At 61.6% G+C, this 21,495-nt stretch carries 16 protein-coding genes; 9 read left to right on the forward strand and 7 right to left on the reverse strand.

The genetic code is table 11. From position 1 onward, the window contains the following. The first annotated feature begins 7 nt into the window (after nt 1–7). From thiH to bioB, 4 genes are all read left to right on the forward strand, one after another. Complete coding sequence (gene thiH, locus SFUM_RS09410) at nt 8–1,144, forward strand: 2-iminoacetate synthase ThiH (RefSeq protein ID WP_011698677.1); 1,137 nt, start codon at nt 8–10, stop codon at nt 1,142–1,144. Nucleotides 1,145–1,422: 278 nt separating this feature from the next. Next, nucleotides 1,423–1,623 (forward strand): sulfur carrier protein ThiS, encoded by a 201-nt coding sequence (gene thiS / locus SFUM_RS09415; protein ID WP_011698678.1) that lies wholly within the window; start codon nt 1,423–1,425, stop codon nt 1,621–1,623. Continuing rightward, nucleotides 1,624–2,292, forward strand: a complete 669-nt coding sequence (gene thiE / locus SFUM_RS09420; RefSeq protein ID WP_011698679.1) for a thiamine phosphate synthase — start codon at nt 1,624–1,626, stop codon at nt 2,290–2,292. It abuts the gene before it with no gap. Nucleotides 2,293–2,485: 193 nt separating this feature from the next. After that, nucleotides 2,486–3,466 (forward strand): biotin synthase BioB, encoded by a 981-nt coding sequence (gene bioB / locus SFUM_RS09425; protein WP_011698680.1) that lies wholly within the window; start codon nt 2,486–2,488, stop codon nt 3,464–3,466. A 73-nt stretch (nt 3,467–3,539) separates the two neighbouring features. Here the strand turns inward: bioB and SFUM_RS09430 are convergent, their stop codons facing one another. Together SFUM_RS09430 and SFUM_RS09435 are read right to left on the reverse strand one after the other, a co-directional pair. Beyond that, nucleotides 3,540–4,274 carry an ABC transporter permease gene (locus SFUM_RS09430; RefSeq protein ID WP_041440228.1) on the reverse strand — a complete coding sequence of 245 codons (735 nt, stop codon included), beginning with the start codon at nt 4,272–4,274 and terminating at the stop codon, nt 3,540–3,542. Beyond that, a complete protein-coding gene (locus SFUM_RS09435; protein ID WP_011698682.1) occupies nt 4,271–5,110 on the reverse strand; it encodes an ABC transporter ATP-binding protein in 840 nt (279 codons plus the stop codon). The genes SFUM_RS09430 and SFUM_RS09435 overlap by 4 nt, the downstream gene beginning before the upstream one ends. Before the next feature lie 492 nt (nt 5,111–5,602). On the opposite strand from SFUM_RS09435, the gene SFUM_RS09445 reads away from it, so the two are divergent. The 4 genes from SFUM_RS09445 to SFUM_RS09465 all read left to right on the forward strand — a co-directional run bounded on the left by SFUM_RS09445 (nt 5,603) and on the right by SFUM_RS09465 (nt 12,588). Then, nucleotides 5,603–8,668 (forward strand): acyl-CoA dehydratase activase, encoded by a 3,066-nt coding sequence (locus SFUM_RS09445; RefSeq protein ID WP_011698684.1) that lies wholly within the window; start codon nt 5,603–5,605, stop codon nt 8,666–8,668. A 355-nt stretch (nt 8,669–9,023) separates the two neighbouring features. Continuing rightward, nucleotides 9,024–10,385 (forward strand): CoA activase, encoded by a 1,362-nt coding sequence (locus tag SFUM_RS09450; RefSeq protein WP_011698685.1) that lies wholly within the window; start codon nt 9,024–9,026, stop codon nt 10,383–10,385. Nucleotides 10,386–10,393: 8 nt separating this feature from the next. Then, nucleotides 10,394–11,881 (forward strand): Rne/Rng family ribonuclease, encoded by a 1,488-nt coding sequence (locus tag SFUM_RS09455; protein WP_011698686.1) that lies wholly within the window; start codon nt 10,394–10,396, stop codon nt 11,879–11,881. Between the two features lie 227 nt (nt 11,882–12,108). Beyond that, nucleotides 12,109–12,588, forward strand: a complete 480-nt coding sequence (locus SFUM_RS09465) for a DinB family protein (RefSeq protein WP_011698687.1) — start codon at nt 12,109–12,111, stop codon at nt 12,586–12,588. A gap of 224 nt (nt 12,589–12,812) precedes the next feature. Here SFUM_RS09465 and SFUM_RS09470 read toward each other — a convergent pair whose 3' ends face one another. From SFUM_RS09470 to SFUM_RS09490, 5 genes are all read right to left on the reverse strand, one after another. Continuing rightward, nucleotides 12,813–13,772, reverse strand: a complete 960-nt coding sequence (locus SFUM_RS09470) for a hypothetical protein (protein ID WP_011698688.1) — start codon at nt 13,770–13,772, stop codon at nt 12,813–12,815. Between the two features lie 248 nt (nt 13,773–14,020). Further along, on the reverse strand, nt 14,021–15,088 hold the full coding sequence (locus SFUM_RS09475) for a galactose-1-phosphate uridylyltransferase (protein WP_011698689.1): 1,068 nt from the start codon (nt 15,086–15,088) through the stop codon (nt 14,021–14,023). Nucleotides 15,089–15,276: 188 nt separating this feature from the next. Continuing rightward, nucleotides 15,277–16,506: a CaiB/BaiF CoA transferase family protein gene (locus tag SFUM_RS09480; RefSeq protein WP_011698690.1), complete on the reverse strand. Its 1,230-nt coding sequence runs from the start codon at nt 16,504–16,506 to the stop codon at nt 15,277–15,279. A 4-nt stretch (nt 16,507–16,510) separates the two neighbouring features. Then, complete coding sequence (locus SFUM_RS09485) at nt 16,511–17,509, reverse strand: D-cysteine desulfhydrase family protein (protein WP_011698691.1); 999 nt, start codon at nt 17,507–17,509, stop codon at nt 16,511–16,513. Between the two features lie 414 nt (nt 17,510–17,923). Further along, complete coding sequence (locus SFUM_RS09490) at nt 17,924–18,346, reverse strand: RlpA-like double-psi beta-barrel domain-containing protein (protein WP_011698692.1); 423 nt, start codon at nt 18,344–18,346, stop codon at nt 17,924–17,926. An 846-nt stretch (nt 18,347–19,192) separates the two neighbouring features. Between SFUM_RS09490 and SFUM_RS09495 the strand changes: the two genes are divergently transcribed. After that, nucleotides 19,193–21,484: a Tex family protein gene (locus SFUM_RS09495; protein ID WP_083764193.1), complete on the forward strand. Its 2,292-nt coding sequence runs from the start codon at nt 19,193–19,195 to the stop codon at nt 21,482–21,484. Nucleotides 21,485–21,495 lie beyond the last annotated feature (11 nt).

Consider the following 21,495-nt stretch of genomic DNA (forward strand, 5'->3'; position numbering starts at 1 on the left):
TATGAAGATGAGCTTCTACAATGAAATCAAACAGTACAAGTGGTCGGACATCGGCCGCGACCTGAAAAGCCGGTCGCGATCGGACGTGGAAAGGGCACTCGGGTCTCGGCCCGTGAACCTGGACGGGCTGATCAGCCTGCTCTCCCCGGCCGCCGAACCTTTGCTCGAAGAGATGGCGCAAGAAGCGCACAGGCTGACGATCCGCAGGTTCGGCAACGTGATCTCCATGTTCGCGCCGCTCTACATTTCCAACGTGTGCATGAATCGCTGCGCCTACTGCGGTTTCAACGCCGGCAACCCGGTCGCCCGCCTGACGCTCACCGTCGAGCAGATCGAAGCGGAAGGCAGGGCCATCAGGGCGCTCGGCTTCCGGCACCTGCTCCTGGTTTCCGGAGAGGCCCCCAAGATCGTCACCATGGACTACCTGAAGAGCGCGCTGGACGTGTTGCGCCCGTTGTTCCCGTCCCTTTCCGTCGAGATTTTCCCCCTGGACACCGCCGCGTACGCCGAGCTCATCGACCATGGCCTGGACGGACTGGTCGTATTTCAGGAAACCTACGACGAGGAGTTGTACGGGAAAGTCCACCTGGGGGGGAAGAAGAGGGACTACCGGTGGCGGCTGGAAACCCCGGACCGGGGCGGGTCGGCAGGCTTTCGCCGGCTCGGTCTGGGCGCCCTCCTCGGGCTCAACGACTGGCGAGTGGAAGCGTTTTTCCTCGCCCTGCACGCACAGTACCTGCTGCGCACCTACTGGAAGTCGCAGATCGGCATTTCCTTTCCGCGCCTGCGACCGGCTGCCGGGGCCTTCCAGCCGGCTCATCCCGTTTCCGATATCGACTTTGTGCAACTGCTGACCGCCCTGCGGCTGTTCCTGCCCGACGCCTCCCTGGTGCTCTCGACCCGCGAACCCGCGTCCCTGAGGGACCACCTGGTGCCGCTGGGCATCACCACCATGAGCGCCGGGTCTCACACGGAACCGGGCGGGTACAGTCGCGAATCGGAGGCCGAAGCGCAGTTCGAGATCGCCGACAGACGATCTCCCGAGGAGGTGGCGAACATGCTCAGGGAAAAAGGCTACGAGCCGGTGTGGAAGGACTGGGACAGCATCTTCCTCACCCCGGGACGTGAAACCGCCGCCGCCTGACGCCGGGACGGGAAAACCGGCCACCTGCACCCCTGTCGCCGTGCGCGGGGTCTTCACAAAGACCGGCGATGCCGGGTCCACGCCCGTCTCTCCCGGCCTCGCGCCAGGGTCTCCGCCTCGCTCGTGACGTTCCGGAGGCCGGTTTCCCCGGAAACTCCAATTCGCGGCGGATTCTCCCCCGGTCTGCCCGGACCGGGAGGAGACACCGACCCCAAACGGCGGCCTTGCACCATGCGATCGGTTTCAGGACCGATCGCTGCCGAGTCGGGAAATCGATCATGCGAATCATGGTGAATGGACAACCGAAAGAATACGACAAGCCCCTCACGGTCGGAGGCCTGCTGCAGGCCCTGGGGATCGATCCGCGGACGGTTGTGGTCGAACGCAACCTGGAAATCCTCGACCGGTCCTCCATGGACGGTGAAACCATTCGTGACGGCGATTCCATCGAAATCATCAGGTTCGTCGGAGGAGGATAGATGAAAACAACGATCAAGGCCGCCAGGACAGCCCTTCTTCTCGATGCCGACATCTATCCGGTGACCTGCGAGAAGCTCTCGAACGGCAGAACCGACCTCGAAGTGCTCGACGCCGTCATCGAAGGCGGCGCCAGGATGATTCAACTGCGCGAGAAGGACCTTTCCAAGCGGGGTCTTTACCATCTCGCCCTTAAGTTCCGCGAAGTCACGGCCCGGGCGAGGGTTCTTTTCATCATCAACGATCACCTGGATATCGCTCTCGCCGCTGAAGCCGACGGAGTCCACCTGGGCCAGGACGACCTGCCGCTCGCCGCGGCGCGGCGGCTGGCCCCCGACCTGATCCTCGGGGCTTCCACGCATTCCCTGGAAGAAGCCCTGCGGGCGAAGCACGACGGCGCGGACTACGTGAACATCGGCCCCATCTTCCCCACCAAGACCAAGGCGGGGGTCGATCGTCTTCTCGGACCGGAAGCCATCGCAGCAATCAGCCCCCATCTGGACATCCCCTTCACGGTGATGGGCGGCATCAACGCCTCCAACATCGATCGGGTGCTCGAAAACGGGGCGCGCCGGATCGCCATGGTGTCGGCCATCACCATGGCCCCGGACATCGCCGAAACGGTCCGGGCCTTCCGGAAAAAGATCAGGAGCTATTCGCGGCCGTCCTGACCGATTTCCCGCCGGCATTTCTCCCCCGGCTTTCCGGAGGAGCCGCGCAGTCGAAGCCTCCCTCTGCCGGTCTTGTTGTCAACCAAAAATCAATCCTGGGTTAACAATCTGTTGACAGCGTTTCGAAGCGCATTGTAAAACCTTCCGGACCCTTCAGCCCGTCAACCCGGTTCGCAGGAAAGGATTCCACGCGATGAAACCGTCAACCGTCAAGAACCTGCGGCGCGCCGCCGATCGCGGCGAGCCTGTGTCCGAGGAAACGGCCTTCGACATCCTGCTCGCTCGCCCCGATGAAATACCCGAGCTCATGAATGCCGCCACGGCGGTGCGCAGGCGTCATTTCGGCGAGCGATTGCAGCTCTGTTCCATCCTGAACGCCCGGAGCGGGGCGTGTTCGGAGGACTGCGCCTTCTGCGCCCAATCGGCGCATCATGAAACCCACGCCGAGGTGTTCGGCCTGCTCGACGGGAACGAGATCGCGGCGGCGTACCGGAAGGCGGCCGAGCTGCCCGTGAGCCGTTTCGGGGTCGTCACCAGCGGCAGGGCGCTCTCGGACGAGGACATCGAGGCCATCGCCGCAACCGTGCGGAACACATCGGACCCCCGCGTGGCCTGGTGCGCCTCCATGGGGTGCCTGGACAGGTCCCGGCTCCAGCTCCTGAAAGAAGCGGGCGTCAGTCGTTTTCATCACAACCTGGAAACCGCCGAGAGCTATTTCCCCGAAATCTGTTCGACACACGGCTACGCCCAGCGGCTGGACACGGTTCGCGCGGTGAGGGAAGTGGGCTTGGAGGTCTGCTGCGGGGGCATCCTGGGCCTGGGCGAGAGCCTGGAGCAGCGGGTGGAGTTCGCGGCGCTGCTGGCCCGGGAGGAGGTGGATTGCATCCCATTGAATTTCCTGGTTCCCATCCCCGGAACCCGGCTCGAGGCCCGGCCGCCGATGAAGCCGCTGGACATGATCCGCAGCATCGCCATGTTCCGGATGATGAACCCCAAAGCCGAGGTGAAGGTTTGCGCGGGCCGTGTCCGGATGGGAGACTTGCAGGCCGTGATCTTTTACGCGGGAGCCACGGGGATGATGGTGGGACCGCTGCTCACCGTTGCGGGTCGGGACGTATCCAGCGACCTGCGGATGCTCGAAGACCTCGAATTCCCGGCATCGGCGCTCAACTGAGGCACGTCCGAAGAACCGGGGCTTCGATCAAGGCACGGGGACGACTCATGGGGCGTGTCCCCTGCGCTTTCCGTCACTCCTTGGCCCGGTTGACGCACCAGAAGGCCAAGACGAAGAGCACCGTCCCGATCCCGGCCAGGAGCAGATACGGGTAAGGCTCCGCGGGCTGTTGGAAGGCGGAGCCTCGGATGGCGTGGGCAGCGTGCGTGAGGGGGAGAAAGTTGAGAACGCTCTGCGCCCAGGGCGGCATCCGGTCGACGGGAAAGAACGTGCCGCCGAGGAAGGCCATGGGGGTGATGAAGAAGTTGGTGAGCAACGCCTGGTCGGCATGGGACGCGACGAGCATGGCCAGGCAGACGGCAAGCGAGGAGAAAACGAAGCTGTTGAGCAGAACGGCGACCCAGAAGAACGCGCCGTAGTGCAGCACGACCCCCGAAATCAACCCGATCAGCAGGATGACCCCCACGGACAACAGTGCCCGCGTCATTCCGGCCAGCACCTCCCCGGTGACGTAGGCAATGTTGCGGATCGGCGCCGCCTGGAATTCCTCGAAGATTCGCCAGTAGAAGCGGGCGATATTGATTTCGCCGGCGATGGCGAACGCCTGCGTCATGCTGCTCATGGCCACGAGGCCCGGGATCAGGAATTCCATGTAAGTGTGCCCGCCGATGCTCACCCCCTGCCCCATCCCCAGCCCGAAGGCGATCAGGTAGAGCAGCGGCGCCACCGACATGGAAGCGGTCTGCCGGAAGAACTTCTTCCGAAGGATCAGCATTTCCCGTTGATAAATTGCCAGACAGCCTCTCACGGTTGCACTTTCTTGCCCGTCACGGAGATGAAAACATCCTCCAGGTTGACCCTGCGCAGGGAGAAGCTCCCCTTTTGGGTTTCAATATGCCGGTTGGCTTCCTCCCGGTCTTTGAAATACGCGGTCTCCATGTCGCCGTCGACGATCTTGTCCAGGGCCCAGGAACCGAGTCGCGCCATGAGGTCCCGGGGAGTGTCGAGGGCCACGATCGTCCCCTCATTGAGAAAGGCCACGCGGTCGGCCAGGAATTCGGCTTCCTCGATGTAATGCGTGGTGAGAAAGACGGTGCATCCCTTCTGCTGAATCTTTTTGACCAGCGACCAGATGCGCCTGCGTATGGTCGGGTCCAGCCCCACCGTGGGTTCGTCCAGGAACAGGATCCGCGGCGAATGCATCAGCGCCCGCGCCACCATCACCCGCCGTTTCAACCCCCCGGAGAGCTGCTTGACGGGGCTGTTCCTCCGGTCGTTGATTTCCACGTAGTCGAGCAGCTCATCGATGCGCGCGGCGCGCTCGCGCCGCTTCATGTGAAAGAGTTTCCCGTGGATGTTGAGGTTTTCGACCACGGTGAGCTCATGATCGAGGTTGAGGGTTTGCGGCACCAGGCCGCACTGCCTTTTGGCTTCGAGCGTCTCCGAGATGACGTGAAAGCCGTGCAGCCAAGCGTCTCCGGTAGTAGGGTAGGCCAGCCCCGTGAGAATCCTGATGGTGGTGGTCTTGCCCGATCCGTTGGGGCCCAGGTAGGCGAACAGCTCCCCCTCCTCCACGTGGAGGTCGACCCCCCGCAGGGCGTGCACGGATTTGTACTTCTTGGTGAGTTTGTCGATCCGGATCACGGAGGCGGCCCGTCGTTCATGACTCGCGGTTCACGGCTCATCGTCGGTCGCGGACCATTCAATCCTGCCGATGTCGGCCAGGAGAAGGTCGAACATCCAACTTTCGATATCGCTCCGGTCCCGCAACGGTTTGCGAATCCCGGTCGGGTGCACATGCAGCCCATTGACAACTGCGGCTTTTTCGAATATCCGAAGGGCTCCCGTCCATGGGAGAACCACGGCCGTGTTGCCGCGTGCTCCTGTCTTTCGGTCCCGCCGGGGACCTGCGGCCATCGCGAAGACCGAGGCGCCAAGGCACTTTGCGACCGAAGACAACCGTCTGTCAAGGGTGTTCTCCGGCGGCAGACCCGCGACGGGATGTCCCGGCGCCTTGAACCCTGGAATTGTAATTGAATTATTGAAGAAGTTGATCGAAAAAATTATACTACGTCATTTTGAACGGCCGGATCATCCGGAATTCATTTTTTATTAACGGGATCAAAGGAAAGCTTTATGGAGTACGATGTAGGAGTCGACGCCGGTTCGGTGAGCATCAACTGTGTCGTGATCGACGATCGGCAACAAATCGTGGTCGAGGTGCCTTACCTGCGCCATTTCGGGTTGGCATTCGAAGAAACCCGCAGAGTGCTCTCCAAACTTTTCAGTCCCGCCTTTCTGAAAGGCGAACACACCATACGGTCCGTTTCCTTCACGGGGGTCCACGGGCAGTTGATCGCCAGGACGCTGGGGGCTCCCTGCGAGGTGGAGACGATCGCCCAGGTACTGGGGGCCAACCTTGTGGTCCCTGGAGTACGGAGCATCATCAGCATCGGCGGCCAGGACGCGTCCCTGTTCCAACTCGCCCACGAGAACGGCCATTGGCATCTCGAAGCCTTCAACATGAACGGTCCCTGCGCCTCGGGCACCGGATCGTTCATCGATCAGCAGGCGGAGCGGCTCGCCCTGTCCATGTACGGCCCCGACTTCAACATGGACCAGGACAAGCTCCAACAGACGCTCCAGGATTTCATCGCCCTGGGGCTGAAGAGCACCTACCCGGCTCCGGTGGCCTGCCGCTGCACGGTGTTCACCAAGTCCGACATGATCCACCTGCAGAATAAAGGGGAGACCCTGCCGAACATCATCGCCGGACTTCATTACGGCAATGCCGCCAATTACCTCAGCACCATCGTGGCGAACCGGGAGCTGATCGAACCCGTCATTTTCATCGGGGGAATGGCATCCAACGAGCTCCAGGTCCGGGCCATGCAGCACTACTTTCCAAACCTGCTGGTACCGGCGTATCACACTTCCCTGGGCGCCCTGGGCGTCGCTCTTCAGGCCCAGAAGCAGGGTTGGCGAAACCGGGTGGACCTGTCTCGGCTCGACGCTTCGCACTCCGGATCGGAGGAACATTTCCCCAAGGCGGAACGGCTTCGACTGGAATTCACTCACTTCGACTCGGACAACTCCCTGTCCCCCTGGGGAACACGGCACAAGAAGCCGGTTCAGGCGTACCTCGGCGTGGACATCGGGTCCACCACCACCAAGTATGCCCTCATCGACGACCAGTTGCGGATCATTCACAAGTGCTATCTGCCCACCCGGGGCAAGCCCATCGAGGTGACCCAGCAGTTGCTCCGGACGCTGCACAAGGAGGTGGGCAGGAACATCCGGCTCATGGCCATCGCCACCACCGGATCGGGCCGGAACGTGGCCGGGGATTTCCTGAGCGCCGACCTGATCATCGACGAGATCACCGCGCACGCGCGCGGAGCCGTCCAGGTGGATCCCGAGATCGATACCATCTTTGAAATCGGCGGGCAGGATTCCAAGTACATCCGCATCGAAAACACCCACCCGCTCGATTTCGACATGAACAAGGTCTGCGCCGCGGGAACGGGCAGCTTTCTTCATGAGCTGGCCAACAAGATGAAAATCAACATCGTGGAGGAATTCCAGGAAATCGCGCTTTCCGCGCAGGCGCCGATTCACCTGGCGGAACGCTGCACGGTATTCATGGAATCGGACCTGGCCAGTTACGCGCAAAAGGGAGCGGCGCGGGAGGACCTGATCGGCGGTCTCTGCTATGCCATCGTCTACAACTACCTCAACCGTGTGGTCGAGAAGCGTTACGTCGGCCAACGGGTCATGTTCCTCGGAGGACCTTCGCTCAACCGGGGCATTGTGGCCGCCTTCGAAAAGGTGCTGGGCCGCGGGGTGCTCGTGCCGAAACACCGCGAGGTGATGGGGGCTTTCGGCGCCGCGCTGGCGGTGCGCGAGATGTTCGTGAAAGGGGAAGTCAGCCGGATCAGCCGGGACCTGGAAGGACTGGCGGCGACCGAGGTGGGATTCTCCGAAAACATCTGCCGCGCGGACAAGAAATGCCACAACGAATGCAAGCTGAAAATCTACAATTTCGGAGGGCACAAGAGCGTCTGGGGCGGTGATTGCGGGCGCTACGAAGCAAGTCGATACGAGGGGGTTCGCCGGGAAGATCACTTCAAGGAGCGCCAGGACTACTTCCTGGAAGCCCTGGAGGAAGCGGGAGTCTCCACGACGGACCTCACGCGGATGGACCGTACGGATCGGCCGACCGTTGGAATTCCCATGGCGCTTCATTCCCTCGAGTGGGGGGTGCTGTGGGCGCACCTGTTCGCGGAGCTCGGCTTTTCGGTGGTGCTCAGCCCCCGAACCAACAACCGCATCGTGCTGAGCGGCGTGGAGAGCATGACGGCGGAAACGTGCTTTCCCGTGAAGGTCTTTCACGGGCACGTGCGTCACTTGCTCGACCGGGCGGAATACCTGTTCCTGCCGAACGTCATCAACATGCCGACGCCGAGCAGCGAAGAGACCGGGTTTTTCTGTCCGCTCGTGGAGAGTTCCCAGTACATGGTAAGGGCGGCCTGCTCCGTGCCGGACAAGCGGATGATCCGGCCGACCCTGCATTTGAAGGACGACCTGAAACACCTGGCGCGCTCCTTCCTGCAGGGTTTCCCCGACGTGCTGCGCCCGGGGGCGACGCGGATGGAAAAGGCGATAGAACGTGCCTGGGCAAGGCAGACGGCCTTCCGGGATCGATTACATTCCCGGGGCAGGGAAATCCTCGCGCGCACGAGCGCCGATGAACCCGTCTGGATCGTCACGGGCCGCGCCTACAACCTGCATGACGAGAGGCTCAACCTTCAACTGGGAAAGCAGCTCGCCAAGCTGGGCATCCTTGCGCTGCCCATGGACTATCTGAACGCGGACGATGAAGATCTGAGCGATTTCCCCAACATGTACTGGGGGCTGGGGGCGAGGATCCTGCGTACCGCCAAGCGCATCGCCCGCAATCGGAACTGGTATGGAGTACACCTCACCAACTTCAGTTGTGGAGCGGATTCTTTCATGGAGCACTTCTACCGGCATGCGCTCAGGGAGAAGCCGTCCCTGATTCTCGAGCTGGACGAGCACAGCGCCGTCGCCGGTCTGCTGACCCGCATCGAAGCGTATCAGAACGTCGTGAAGAATCTGCAGGAAAAGAACGCGCCGCAGACGGGCAATGAAGGGATGCCCTGCCAGGCTCTCGGCCGATAGGACCGCCCGGAACGCGGACGATCCTTCGCCAAAGCGGGCGAGAACGGTTTTGGGGTCGTCCCGGGAGGTCGCCGTACGCCGGGGGTCCACGGCAAACGGCGATCCTCGGCTCCTTTGTTCCGGCGCACGCGCGAGTCCGGCGCGGGTCGGCTCTCCCGACGCCCGGGCATGCCCATCATTCCCGGGCGGTCGGAAGTCACGGGGGCCTCGGGGGCTCCCGCATTCCGGCACGCACCGGGGTGACGATTGGAGCGGTTGGGATTGGTCCAACGCACAGACAATGACATTTTGCATTGACGATCATCTGCGGAGCCTCACGGCACGCGATTCGTATCGGGTTCGGAAAGAACGAAGAATGGCAGTTTCCAACGATCGTTCGTCCTTTGATCGGTTCCACACCAGCGTCAGACAGTTCGATGTTTCCGGCAAGACCCTGCTGCTGCCGGACATGGCCCCTTTCGGGGCACGGCTTCTTGCAGCGTGCTTTCGCGCCGTCGGGGTCAATGCCAAGGTCATGGAGACTTACACCGGCCTGGCCCTGGGCAAGGAATTCACCTCGGGGAAAGAGTGCTTCCCCTGCCAGGTGACCCTCGGCGACATCCTGTACCACCTCCAGAAGGAAAAGGAACGACTCGGTTCCTCCTTTTCCCCGGACCGGTACGTGTACTTCATGCCGGAGGCGGACGGCCCCTGCCGCTTCGGCATGTATAACAAGCTTCAGCGGCTGATCCTCGACCGTTTCCCCGAATTCAAGGAAATTCCCATCGTCTATCTGTCCACCGAAGACTCCTACGCGACGGGCGGCATCATGCCGCCGGAGGAGTCGTCCATCTTCCGGAAACTGAGCTACGTCGCCATCATCGTTGCGGACGTGATGGACCGTGTTGTCTGGCGGATTCGGCCTTACGAAAGCCGCCCCGGCGCCACGGACGCCTTCATGGCCCAGGCCGTTGACGCCATGGCCGCAACCATCGAAGAGGTGGGGGCCGCGCTCAATTTCCCCAGGCTTCTCGATCAGCTCGAAGAGGTCGTCGTCGCCGCCCGGAACATCGCCGATCCGCGCATACCCCGCAAGCCGCGTATCGGCATCGTGGGCGAAATATACCTGCGCTGTCACCCGGATTCGAACCAGAACATCATCCGCGAGCTGGAAAAATGCGGCGCCGAGGTCCTGGACGCTTCCCTGGGCGAGTGGGTCAATTTCGTCACTTTCGAGCAGGAAAGGAAATTGCGGAGGGCCTGGAAAATCGCGTGGCTCGACCGCAACCATTCCCGGCTCCGGAAGGTCACCCGCGCACTGTTCGGCAACCTGATCGAGGGACTCTACCAGCAGGTGCGGCAACACCAGGTCTATCGAAGGGCGCTAAAGCATCTGGACATACCGGTCGATCACAGTATACGGAAGATCGAGCGCCGGCTGCAGCGCGACCGGCTCTTCACCTTCGATATCGGGACCGAAGCGGCGCTCAGTATCGGCGGTGCTCTCGAATACGCCCACGAGGGGTTCGACGGCGTCGTCAATGTTTTTCCCTTCACGTGCATGCCCAGCACCATCTGCGCCTCCATTCTGAAGCCGCTGCTGCATGACATGAAGGTCCCGTATCTCGACGCGCCTTACGACGGAGCCATTCAGCCCAATCGGGAAACCGCCCTGCGCACCTTCGTCTATCAGGCAAAACAGCACCTTGAATCTCGCACCGCGAGAACGAAACGATAAGGCAAGACATGTCTCAAACCATGATCATCAATGCAATACATCCTGAGGAATTTCGCGTCGCTCTTATGGAAGGCCAGACACTGGAAGGTTTTTTCATTGAAACGGCCACACGCGGAAAAGTTGTCGGCAACATCTACAAGGGCATCGTCACCCACGTTCAGCCCAGTCTCCAGGCCGCTTTCGTCAACTACGGGATGGAGCGCAACGGCTTTCTTCCCTTCCCCGAGATCCACCCCGAGTACTACGAAGAGGACTCGGACGAAAGGGTGCGCATCCAGGATGTGATCCATTCGGGACAAGAGGTCCTGGTCCAGGTCGTCAAGGAAGAGCTCGGGAGCAAGGGTGCTCTGCTGACCACCTATATCTCGCTGGCGGGGCGCGATGTTGTCTTGATGCCGGGTCAGAGTCAACGCGGAGTATCCCGAAAGATCGAGGACGGAGGCCAGCGCGAACGTCTCAAGGAACTGGCGGGCGATTTGAAGGTCCCGGAAGAATTCGGGGTGATCCTTCGAACGGCGGCCGAGGGACGAACCAAGCGGGAGGTAACCAAGGACTTCAATCACCTCATGAAGATCTGGGAAGAGATCAGGAAACACGTCCAGGAGACTCCCGCGCCCGCGCTCATTTACAAGGAACAGGACCTGGCGGTTCGCGTGATCCGGGACTACTTCAATCCGAACATCAAGACCATCCTGGTGGACGACCGGGAAGTCCTCAAACAGGTCAAGGATTTCATTCGCATCATCAGCCCCAGGCATGACCGGGTCGTGCGGTTTTACAAGGAAGACGGGCCGATCACCGGCAAGTACAATCTCGAAGAGCAGATCGCCCAGATCTTCCGCAAGAAGGTTCCTCTCAAGTCCGGGGGCCACCTGGTTATCGACCCCACCGAAGCCCTGGTGGCCGTCGACGTGAATTCGGGCCGCACCAACAGCGGCGAGGGGGCGCTCGAGGAGATGGTCTTCAAGGTCAACATGGAGGCCGCCGCGGAAATCCCGCGGCAGCTGCGCCTGAGGGATCTCGGAGGACTTATCGTCATCGACTTCATCGATATGCGCGACAACCGCCACACTCGCGAGGTGGAACGGCGTCTCAAGGAAGAGATCAAGAAGGACAAAGCCAAAATCACCGTCGGCCGGATTTCTCGCTTCGGGCTGCTGGAGCTCTCCCGTCAGCATCTCGGGCTGAACATCATGCGGGGCTCCTACAAGGAATGCCCGCTGTGCCAGGGCGCCGGCATGGTTCGTTCGGCGGAAACGACGGCGTTGTGCTACTTGCGCAAGATCTGGCTCACCCTGTCTCAGAAAAAGCCGGCTTCGGTCCGGGCCACCTTCGCTCCGGAAGTCGCGCATTACCTGCTCAACCGCAAGAGACAGGAACTCACGCGCCTCGAGGAGCGCTACGGCACCAACATCCAGATCGAATCCCTCGCCACCATGCTGCCGCACGACGGACACCTCGAATTCACCGCCCGGGAGACCCAGGAGAAACCGTAGGACCATGCGCGGGCGGGGCACGTCCCCCGCCCGCTTTTTTCAATACGTTTCCGCCGATGGTTTTTTCACCCACGGCGCACTGAAGGCAGATCGATTATGCCCGCCGCCGATTCGCGCCGCCGGACTTCCCGCCCGAAGACCAGCTCTCGAAAAGCTCGAACGACTGATTGAGCACGTGGTGGGCAACGAGTCAAACCGATACCCCGATATCCTGGCGGAGGACGATCATGAGTGAGAGAGCACAGGAACTGGCGAAGAGTCTCAGGGCATTCAACCGTGGAGTGATCGCTTTTGTGGAGGGGTGCGCCGAGGAGCAGTGGAATAAGGTGTGCGCCTGGGAGCAGTGGCCCGTGGGCGTGACGGCGCGGCACATCGGCGCGGGCCATTACACCATCCTCGACCTGGTAAAGATGATCGTCGCCGGGGAAAAACTGCCCGAAATCACCGCCGCGCAGATCGTGGAGATGGCGAACCGGCATGCCGTGGAACACGCGGACTGCAAGAAGGCGGAAGTACTGGAAGTGCTGGAGAAGAACGGTGAGATGCTAGCCGCTTATGTGGCCGGATTGAAAGACGCCGAATTGGACCGGTCCGCCCACCTCGCCCTGGTGAAAGGCAACGTCACCGCCCAGCAGGTCGTTGAAATGGTGGTCCTGCAGTCCGGCGGCGAGCACTTCGCAAACATGAAAATCGCCGCGGGATCCTGAGCCTTCCTTATTCCGCGCGTCCAGCCGTCACCGCGGTGAACGGCGGGAAAGCGATTGCGGATCGGTCTCGCGTTTTCTTGTGAAAATGCGCCGGCCCGGCACATTTTCACCCTCCGCTCCGATTCGCCCGGGTTAGGCGAAGTCGATACAAGGGGCGGAGTTTATCCTGCCCGCGTCCACCTCCCGACGGGCAGGTGCTGTGTCATCATGAACGCAGCTCGGGTTCAGTTTGTAGGCGGAGGGGTGTGAGCGGATGCGGCGCGCGTTTTCATGTAACCTGCCGCCTTGTCCTTCAACTCCCTGAATTTGTCGGAAACCGTTTCCAGCCTGTCTTCCCATTGCGGGTTGGGAACCTGGCCTTTGACCGCCTCTCTGAACGTGATGATCATGGAAGTCTGGAAGAAGGGCTTGAACAGTGCCAGCTTGACCCCGTAGGCCAGCGTGAACGCCACCGCAAACCAGAAGAACTTCAGCGTTTCGTTATGGGTCGCGGCGGCCAGGACTCCGAAAGGAACGAGGAAAATGAGGAGCACGACCACGAAAGCCACGAAATTGGCCACCGTGCATGCCGCGGCCGTTATCAGGAGGGGCTTCCAGTTCTGAGCGTAAAGGATTACTCCCCGTTTGGCGCTTTCCCAGATGTTCTCGTCCCCGCGGGACAGGTTGTAGCTCAGGATGGTTTCATCCACGTACGTCAGCGAGAAATTGATCACGCTGTTGGCAATCTTCGTCAAACCTTCGATGCCGGGCAGGGGAAGGATGTCGGTAACGGCAGCGACGGTCCTGTTGATCGCGCGGATGGTGCCGTCCACCAGGCGGTCCACCAGAAACAGGACGGACACTTCCTTGAACATCCGGGTCACCAGGTCCTTGCCGTACTGAAACTGGTTGACGCCCTCGGGAAGCGAACCCTTCTGAAGCAGTTCGGTGATCACCGCAATGTGGCCGGCATCGACGAGGTAAAGGGCATACTGTTTCCCGACGCGCACCAGGCCGACGAGCAGCGCGACGCCGATGAGAAAGAAGATCACGCCCCCTCCGCCGAAAACCTTCCCCAGGAGCAGCAGCAGACCGATGATCAACGCTCCGGCCACACCAAGAACGGAGTAGATTCCCATGCGCACCAGCAGGTACGGCAACGTTTTGAGCAGAATGTCCAGAGTTTCCCTGTAATAAAAATTCATCCGCTACCTCCTTTGGCTGTCTCGACGGACCCTCCCAAACCTTTTTCGCCGGCCGAAACGACGATCCGAACGTCCGGTTCCCGCCGGAATTGGCGCACTCGGCTCGGCGCTCTCTTCCGCAATCGCATCGGCCATTGAACCCACGACCGTCCCTGCCGGCCAACCGGTTCCGCAGGGTTACGGCGGTGCGGTCCATCTCTTTTATCGGCTTTTGCGGCGGAGAGGATGACACGGCCGGCGATGCCTCATTACTCCCCGCGCCGCCGCTCGAAACACTTGCGCAGCGTCGACGCAAGTTTCTCGGGGGGATTTAGAATCAACTCGTTCCTCAGGAGCTTCTGGAGAAAATAATCGTCGGTGCGGTAGTTTTCGTAAACGTTCTGGCGCGAGATGACCCGCAGGAAACACCGGAAGGTATCGTCGCGGGCGCCGAGCGGACCGGAATAGAGCGTGAAATTGAAGGTTGAAATCCCCTGAGCGCCGAATCCCTCGAGCACAGTCGAAAACCCGTAGGACAATTCCGCCCAGTCCCGGTCCTCCATCTCCATGAAATCCCGCTTTTCAGTGAGAATACCCAGGACTTCATTGGTCCCCCGGGGAGCGAATGCGGCAATCCAGGTCACGGCGCCGGTCCGGGCGATGAAGCGCAGCCCCAGTTCCCGTTCCTTTTCGGCCAGGTCCACCCAGTAGCAGGAGCCGTGTTGCGCGTGGTAGGCCCTGCCGAGGGTCATCAGCTCTCCCGTGTGCGTGTAGGGTATGTCACTTCCCAGCACCTGGAAATGAGGATGAAGGATACTCGCTCCGGCAGGTGCGAGATAGTTCCCGTTGACGGTCAGGAATCGAATCCCTTCCCGTGCCCGAAAAAGAAGCCTGATGAACGTGATCGAGGCAAGGAAAGCTTCTTCGATCAGCGGAGTCGAGAACTCCTGCAAGGGCACATAATGATCGGAGCCGACGCGGAGCACCGCGTGGACCTGGGACACGGGAAACAGGTTGGGGAAAAGCACCGATTCTCCCACGCGGACCCTTCCGCCGGGCACGAGATCCTCGGGGTATGTGGGGGTCAGTTCCTTCCAGCGGTCGCCGCACAGGAAGCATTTCGGGGCGCTTTCCCGGGCGAGACGCTCCAGCAGCGCCTGGTCTGAAACGCCGAAAAACCCCGCCTTGCCCTCAATGCTGGGGTTGAAAACGGACTGCTTTCCCGTCAGGGGGTCCTTTCGGATTTCCAATTGCTGGGTGACGAGCCGGTTGTCCAGCAGCGGGTTGTGGAATGTGGACGACTGCACGTGACTTTCAAAACGGATTTTCTCCTTCATGGCTGAACATCCTCGGGAGGTTCGGAGCATGAGTTGCGTGTAGGGGTCGAACGATCCGGCCGCAGGATACGCGGCCCCATCCCCGCGCGGAGGCGGCGCGTGCCCCCCTTTACACGTCGAAACCGGGGACCGCGAGAGGGTCCGAAGCTCTCCCCTGCGAGCTCAAAAGTCGACAAAGAAAACCGTTGCTACGTTCCCTCTCCGGTCCGCGGGCCGGATTGCCCGCGGACGGCCCCTCGCCGCAGGAGGCCCGCCACCTTCTCATCCGAGTACCCGGAAAGTCCCCTCAGCACTTCCTCGGTGTGCTCGCCCAAGAGCGGCGGCGACCCATAGCGCGTATTTTCGGCCCCCGACATGCGAACGGGATTTCCCGTGGCCCTGAACCTGAGTCCGACTCCTGTGTGGTCGATATCGACGACCATGTTCAATGCCAGAGTGGTCGGGTCGTTGAGGGCCGCCTGCAGGTCGTTGATGGGAGCGCACGGGATTCCGCGCTCCGAGAGAATTTCGAGCCACTCACTGCTTGTTCGGGAAGAGAACCGCTCTTTCAGTATGTCCATGAGCTCCCGGCGATTGCAGTTTCGTGCATCGAGCGTGTGAAAGCGGGGGTCCTTCTCGAGGTCCGCATCGTCCAGCGCCTTGCACAGCAACGACCAGAACTTCGGCAGATGCGCGTCGATCACAATGTGCCCGTCCCGAGTCGTGACGGCGTTGTAAGGCATGAGCGACCGGTGGCCCGACCCCACCGGACCCGGGATTTCCCCGGAGTAGAGATGGAACGCCGCTTCGTAGCTCAGCAGGGAGATCATCACCGCGAAGAGCGGCACTTCGATGCGTTGACCGTCGCCGGTCCGCTCGCGGGCGTGGAGCGCCGCGAGGATCCCGGCGACGGCATAGATGCCCGCCACGTGATCGGAAACGGAAATCCCCATGCGCAGCGGAGGCCCCCCCGGCTCCCCGGTCAGGCTCATTCCCCCTCCCCGGGCCTGCATCATCAGGTCGAAGGAGGGTTTGAAACGGTCGGGGGAGTCCGATCCGTAACCGTTGATCGAGCAGCAAATGATGCGGGGATTGTGAGCGCGCAGCACTTCGTGGTCGATCTTCAGCTTTTCCGCAACGCCGTACCTGAGGTTGTCCAGGACCACGTCGGAGGTCTTCACCAGGTCGTAGAACACCTGGAGCCCCTCCGCCGAGGCCAGATCGATGGAGACGCTTTTCTTGTTCCGGTTCAGCGCCATGAAGTAGACGCTCTCGCCTTCGTAAAAGTGAGGCGGCGTGCCGCGCGCGCTGTCTCCGCCCAGGGGAGGCTCTATCTTGATGACGTCGGCCCCGAGGTCGCCAAGGATCATCCCGGCGTACGGCCCAGCGAGGACCTGGCCCAGTTCCAGGACACGGATATCGGATAGACTCGGTTTCATCTCGTCACCCGGCATGGAGCTCGCCCGCATACTCGAAGAGCGCCGGCACGCCCCCCGTGTGCCAGAACAGCACCGTATCGCCGGGCGCGAATTCCTTCCCGCGGATCATGTCGATCATGCCGCCCAGCGCTCTCCCCGTGTAGACCGGATCGGCCAGGATCCCTTCGCATCGCGCCAGCAGGCGGATCGCCTCGCGCTCGAGGTCGCCCACCACCCCGTATCCGGCACCCAGGTATTCATAGCGCATCCGGAACCGGTCGGCGTCGTAGTTCGCCTGCAGCCCGAGCGTCCCGGCAATCCGGTTGGCCAGGACCGCCAGTTCGGATTCGTATGAACCCCCGCCCGACACCCCTTTGTCGATCCCGATGCCGATCACCTGTGCCGGAAAATCGAACGCATCGATTCCCACGGTGAGACCCGCGTGGGTCCCGCCGGAACTCGACGGAATGATCACGGTGTCGATCTTTTCGTTCCGCGAGGCAAGTTGCTGTTTGAGCTCGCGGACGGCTGCCACGAAGCCCATCGCGCCGACCGCATCGGACCCCCCGTAAGGGATGATATAGACCCTGCGCCCGAGTGCACGCAGCCCTGCCGCGATTTCCGGAATGCGTTCGCCTTTGCGCTGTTCTCCGCACCAATGAACGACGGCGCCGAACAGACGGTCGAGGAGCAGGTTTCCGTTCACCAGCGGCGGCTCTTCGCCGCCAAGCGCGAGATGGCATTCCAGGCCGACCGCGGCGGCCGCGGCCGCCGTCTGCCGGCAGTGATTGGATTGAGCGGCGCCGCCTGTGATCACTGTATCGCAACCTCGGCTCAAGGCATCTCCCAGCAGGAATTCGAGCTTCCTGGTCTTGTTGCCGCCCAGCGCCAGCCCGGTCAGGTCGTCGCGTTTCATGAAAAGGCGCGGCCCTCCGAGAACAGCGGCAAGTCTCCTGACTTCGACCAGCGGCGTCGGGAAGAAACCGATTTCAATTCTGGGCATCTCGTCGATTCCGATGCTCATTGCGCGTCACCCTCATTGCATGCCCTGCGGGCGAGTCATTTGCGGGATGGGAATCGGGGTCCGACAGCCGGGGCCGGAGTCAACCGCCGGGGCTTCCTCCGGTCCTCCTTTCGGACCGACCCGCGTGACCCCATCTTCTCACGGGACCGTCGTATCGCGCAAATCGAAAAACTCGAGGGAAGGTCATGCTGAAAAAGACGATGGGAGCCCGATGGAAGGGCGGGAACGCGCGGCATGAAGGAACCCTTTCCATGCCGGTGGTTTTTGGGAGTGACGGCGGGCAACGGCGGGCCCGCCGTCAGAGGAGGTGTGGAGCAGACGGCCGTGCATGGACGAAGGCCGCAACGGCTTCGGCCTGCATCCGGTGCAGGACGGGCGTTCACCAAGAACAACCGCCCCCTCGGCCGGGGTGGTTCAGGCTTTGTCGCGCGGGACAAGGATGCCGGGATTCCTTCCAAATTGCCTGCATGACTGCACCGAAGGCAGCAGAAGGTCCACTTTGCCGCGATGCCTGCCGGGCATTCTATCCTGGAAGGCGACGTCGTGAACGCGTCCCTTGACCCACAGGTTGAAACGATCGCCGAAACGATACTGTCTGGCGATATCCTGGCTGAGCGCGACGACTTTCCCGTAATGTTCGGGCCTGATTTTGACGGCGGAAGACATTATGCCGCCCCTGGATCCGGTGCACTTGGGGGAGTTCGCATACGCGGAAACCATCACATGATGGATGGCGGCGTCGGTGACAAGCATGTTCTGCGGAAGACTTGCAGCGGTCTGTTCACACAAGGTGGCGGCCAGGAAATACAAGCTCATCATCTTGACAATTTTTAACATCTCTGTTTCTCCTGCTGTGGGTTTCCGCTCATTCCGGAGATGAACGAAAAATCGACGGACTCTCACTCTCGGAGTGTCACTCTGTTAAAAATCGATCAACGGTGATCCCTCTTGATTTTCAAAGGTCGCACTGGCAAAAGCCATGTTGATCTACGGGCAAAAGCCATGTCGAGCGCAAGATTGCGGCGTTTCGCCCATCTCAAATGAAAATGGCCTGTGAACGCTCCCTGTACATGAGCAGACCACAGGCCACTTGTCACTTATCTCAGTTGAGGGACTCCGGGACGTACGGGCATTCAGGGCACAACCCGCCCGACATGCCGCCTGCTTCGATCCAATACCGCGATCGCCTGTCGTACGCCATAAGAGCCATATCCCCCTCGATCCCGCGGGCATCTAATCCCTGCCGCCCGGTGCGACGGTCAACGAGCATGCCCGATCCAACTTTTCGCCATCCTAGTAGGCGAATTTATAAAAGTCAAGGACTTAGCGCTCAAAGACCGAAAACAGCCAATTTTGTACACCTGTAAACCTGCTCTGCGAGCCGGTCTACGGTTTGTGTTTTTACTCCCGCGCGGCGGACGGGGTTCAGCGCCGCCATGGGTGCGGTTCTTCCTGGAGCGGTTCTTTTTGCGATGAACTTTTTCCAGAGCACAGCCGCTTCTCACGACGCCCCTGTTTCCGGGCCGTTTTCCGCCCACGCCCCACCGCCTGGCGGATTGCGTTGCCGACTGCCAAAATCCCTGATATCAAGTACAATGGAGTGTGCTCGTGAACGAACACCTCGTACGAGCCCGGGCTGAAATCGAATCCGGCGAAGAATCCGGAACCACCTGGAAGGAAAACATGAACGAACAGCACATCCTCCTGATCGCCGGCGAGCTTGGTCTCCCGGAACATCGGATCCGTGCCGCAGTCGAGCTTCTGGGAGAAGGCGCGACGGTCCCATTCATCGCGCGCTACCGCAAGGAAGCCACCGGCTCCCTGGACGAAATGGAAATTGCGGCGATTCGCGACCGTCTCGCGCAACTCGACGCTCTGGACAAACGACGGGCGACCGTATTGAAATCGCTCGAAGAACAGGAAAAACTGACCGAGGAACTGCGAAAGGCGGTTCTCGAAGCCGGTTCCCTGAGCGCACTGGAAGACTTGTACCTGCCCTTCCGGCCCAAACGCCGTACCAGGGCCACGGTGGCCCGGGAGAGAGGACTGGAACCCCTTGCCGACCTCATTTTCGCCCAGAACGACTCCACAGACCCGGTCGCCGAGGCAGAACGGTTCGTGGACCCGGACCGGCAAGTGGTTTGCGCTGACGACGCCCTGGCGGGGGCCCGGGATATCGTCGCTGAACGGATAAACGAGAATGCCGGCGCGCGCGCCCGGCTGCGTGAGTTGTTCGCGGGCAGGGGGACAACCCGCGCCAGGGTGGTTCCCGGGAAGGAGGGCGAGGGCATCCGTTATCGTGACTACTACGACTGGGAGGAACCCGTGGCGGACGCTCCATCGCATCGGGTTCTGGCGGTACTTCGCGGCGAGAAGGAAGGTTTCCTGACGCTGCATATCGCTCCTTTGGAAACCGAAGCCCTGTCCATCCTCGAATCCCTGTTTGTGCGGGGCGACTCCCCCGCCTCGCGGCAGGTCGCGGCCGCGGCCGCCGACGGATACAAAAGGCTGCTGGCCCCCTCCCTCGAAACCGAGGCCAGACAATTGAGCAAGGAACGCGCCGACAGGGAGGCCATCCGGGTTTTCGCGGACAACCTTCGCCATCTCCTGATGGCGCCGCCGCTCGGGGCAAGGAACGTGCTCGCCGTCGACCCGGGCTTCCGTACCGGGTGCAAGGTGGTGTGTCTCGACCCGCAGGGGAAACTCATCCACCACGAGACGGTCTATCCGCATACCGGGGAGCGGGCATCGGCAAAGGCCGCCGAGCGGCTGCGGGACCTGGTCGCAGGTTTTGGCATCGAGGCCGTGGCAATTGGCAACGGCACCGCGGGCAGGGAAACCGAAGCCTTCGTGCGGGGCCTTGGCCTTCCGACCGCCGTTCAGATCATCATGGTGGCCGAAAGCGGGGCCTCCGTCTATTCCGCTTCCGCCGTCGCCCGCGAGGAATTCCCGGACCAGGACGTGACGGTACGGGGTTCCGTTTCCATCGGCAGGCGGCTGACGGACCCGCTGGCCGAACTGGTCAAGATCGACCCGAAAGCCATCGGCGTCGGCCAGTACCAGCACGACGTCGATCAAAGCGAGCTGAAAAAGAGCCTGGACGATGTGGTGATGAGCTGCGTGAACGCGGTGGGAGTCGAGGTCAATACGGCGAGCCCGCAACTGCTGACCTATGTTTCCGGGCTGGGACCTCAATTGGCCCGAAGCGTGGTCGCGCACCGGGACCGAAACGGTCCGTTCCGTTCGCGCAACGAATTGAAAAAAGTCGCGCGGCTCGGCCCCAAGGCGTTCCAGCAGGCAGCCGGCTTCCTGCGGGTCCGCGGCTCCGAAAATCCTCTCGACGCCAGTGCCGTCCACCCGGAATCCTATCACATCGTGGAAGCCATGGCGCGTGACCTGGGTTGTTCCGTGACCGACCTGATGCGCGACGCGGACCTGCGCAAACGGATCGACCCGGCCCGGTACGTTACCGCTCACGTCGGCCTCCCGACCCTTCTGGATATCCTGTCCGAACTGGCCAAGCCGGGCCGCGACCCGCGCGCCACGTTCGAATCCTTTTCCTTCGCCCAGGGAATCGAAAAACCCGAAGACCTCCGGGCCGGCATGAAACTGCCCGGCATCGTCACCAATGTCACCGCCTTCGGCGCCTTTGTCGACATCGGGGTTCACAGGGACGGCCTGGTTCACGTGAGCGAGCTTTCCGATTGCTTTGTGAAGGATCCGCGGCAGGTGGTCCGCGTTCAGCAGCGCGTCACCGTCACGGTCCTGGATGTGGACCTCGAAAGAGGCCGTATCTCCCTTTCCATGAAGGAAGGCCGCCCGCCCGGAGCCGAATCGAAAAAGACCAAGGCACGGGGGGACCGGCCCGTGAAGAATCACTCGCCGGAAGGCGCCGCGCATCATGGACCGACACCTCCACCCGCGAAGGGAGGCCGTTTCAACAATCCGTTCGAAAAGGCTTTCAAGAAAGCGTAACCCCAACAGGG

Source organism: Syntrophobacter fumaroxidans MPOB, from assembly GCF_000014965.1.
Taxonomy (GTDB): domain Bacteria; phylum Desulfobacterota; class Syntrophobacteria; order Syntrophobacterales; family Syntrophobacteraceae; genus Syntrophobacter; species Syntrophobacter fumaroxidans.

What these genes read in the sequence shown, in the direction of transcription:
- SFUM_RS09450 (WP_011698685.1), top strand. Translation starts at nt 9,024, where the DNA reads ATGGCAGTTTCCAACGATCGTTCGTCCTTTGATCGGTTCCACACCAGC.
- SFUM_RS09495 (WP_083764193.1), top strand. Translation starts at nt 19,193, where the DNA reads ATGAACGAACAGCACATCCTCCTGATCGCCGGCGAGCTTGGTCTCCCG.
- SFUM_RS09490 (WP_011698692.1), bottom strand. Translation starts at nt 18,346, where the DNA reads ATGTTAAAAATTGTCAAGATGATGAGCTTGTATTTCCTGGCCGCCACC.
- SFUM_RS09465 (WP_011698687.1), top strand. Translation starts at nt 12,109, where the DNA reads ATGAGTGAGAGAGCACAGGAACTGGCGAAGAGTCTCAGGGCATTCAAC.
- thiS (WP_011698678.1), top strand. Translation starts at nt 1,423, where the DNA reads ATGCGAATCATGGTGAATGGACAACCGAAAGAATACGACAAGCCCCTC.
- SFUM_RS09480 (WP_011698690.1), bottom strand. Translation starts at nt 16,506, where the DNA reads ATGAAACCGAGTCTATCCGATATCCGTGTCCTGGAACTGGGCCAGGTC.
- SFUM_RS09470 (WP_011698688.1), bottom strand. Translation starts at nt 13,772, where the DNA reads ATGAATTTTTATTACAGGGAAACTCTGGACATTCTGCTCAAAACGTTG.
- SFUM_RS09485 (WP_011698691.1), bottom strand. Translation starts at nt 17,509, where the DNA reads ATGAGCATCGGAATCGACGAGATGCCCAGAATTGAAATCGGTTTCTTC.
- SFUM_RS09445 (WP_011698684.1), top strand. Translation starts at nt 5,603, where the DNA reads ATGGAGTACGATGTAGGAGTCGACGCCGGTTCGGTGAGCATCAACTGT.
- thiH (WP_011698677.1), top strand. Translation starts at nt 8, where the DNA reads ATGAGCTTCTACAATGAAATCAAACAGTACAAGTGGTCGGACATCGGC.
- SFUM_RS09455 (WP_011698686.1), top strand. Translation starts at nt 10,394, where the DNA reads ATGTCTCAAACCATGATCATCAATGCAATACATCCTGAGGAATTTCGC.
- bioB (WP_011698680.1), top strand. Translation starts at nt 2,486, where the DNA reads ATGAAACCGTCAACCGTCAAGAACCTGCGGCGCGCCGCCGATCGCGGC.
- thiE (WP_011698679.1), top strand. Translation starts at nt 1,624, where the DNA reads ATGAAAACAACGATCAAGGCCGCCAGGACAGCCCTTCTTCTCGATGCC.
- SFUM_RS09475 (WP_011698689.1), bottom strand. Translation starts at nt 15,088, where the DNA reads ATGAAGGAGAAAATCCGTTTTGAAAGTCACGTGCAGTCGTCCACATTC.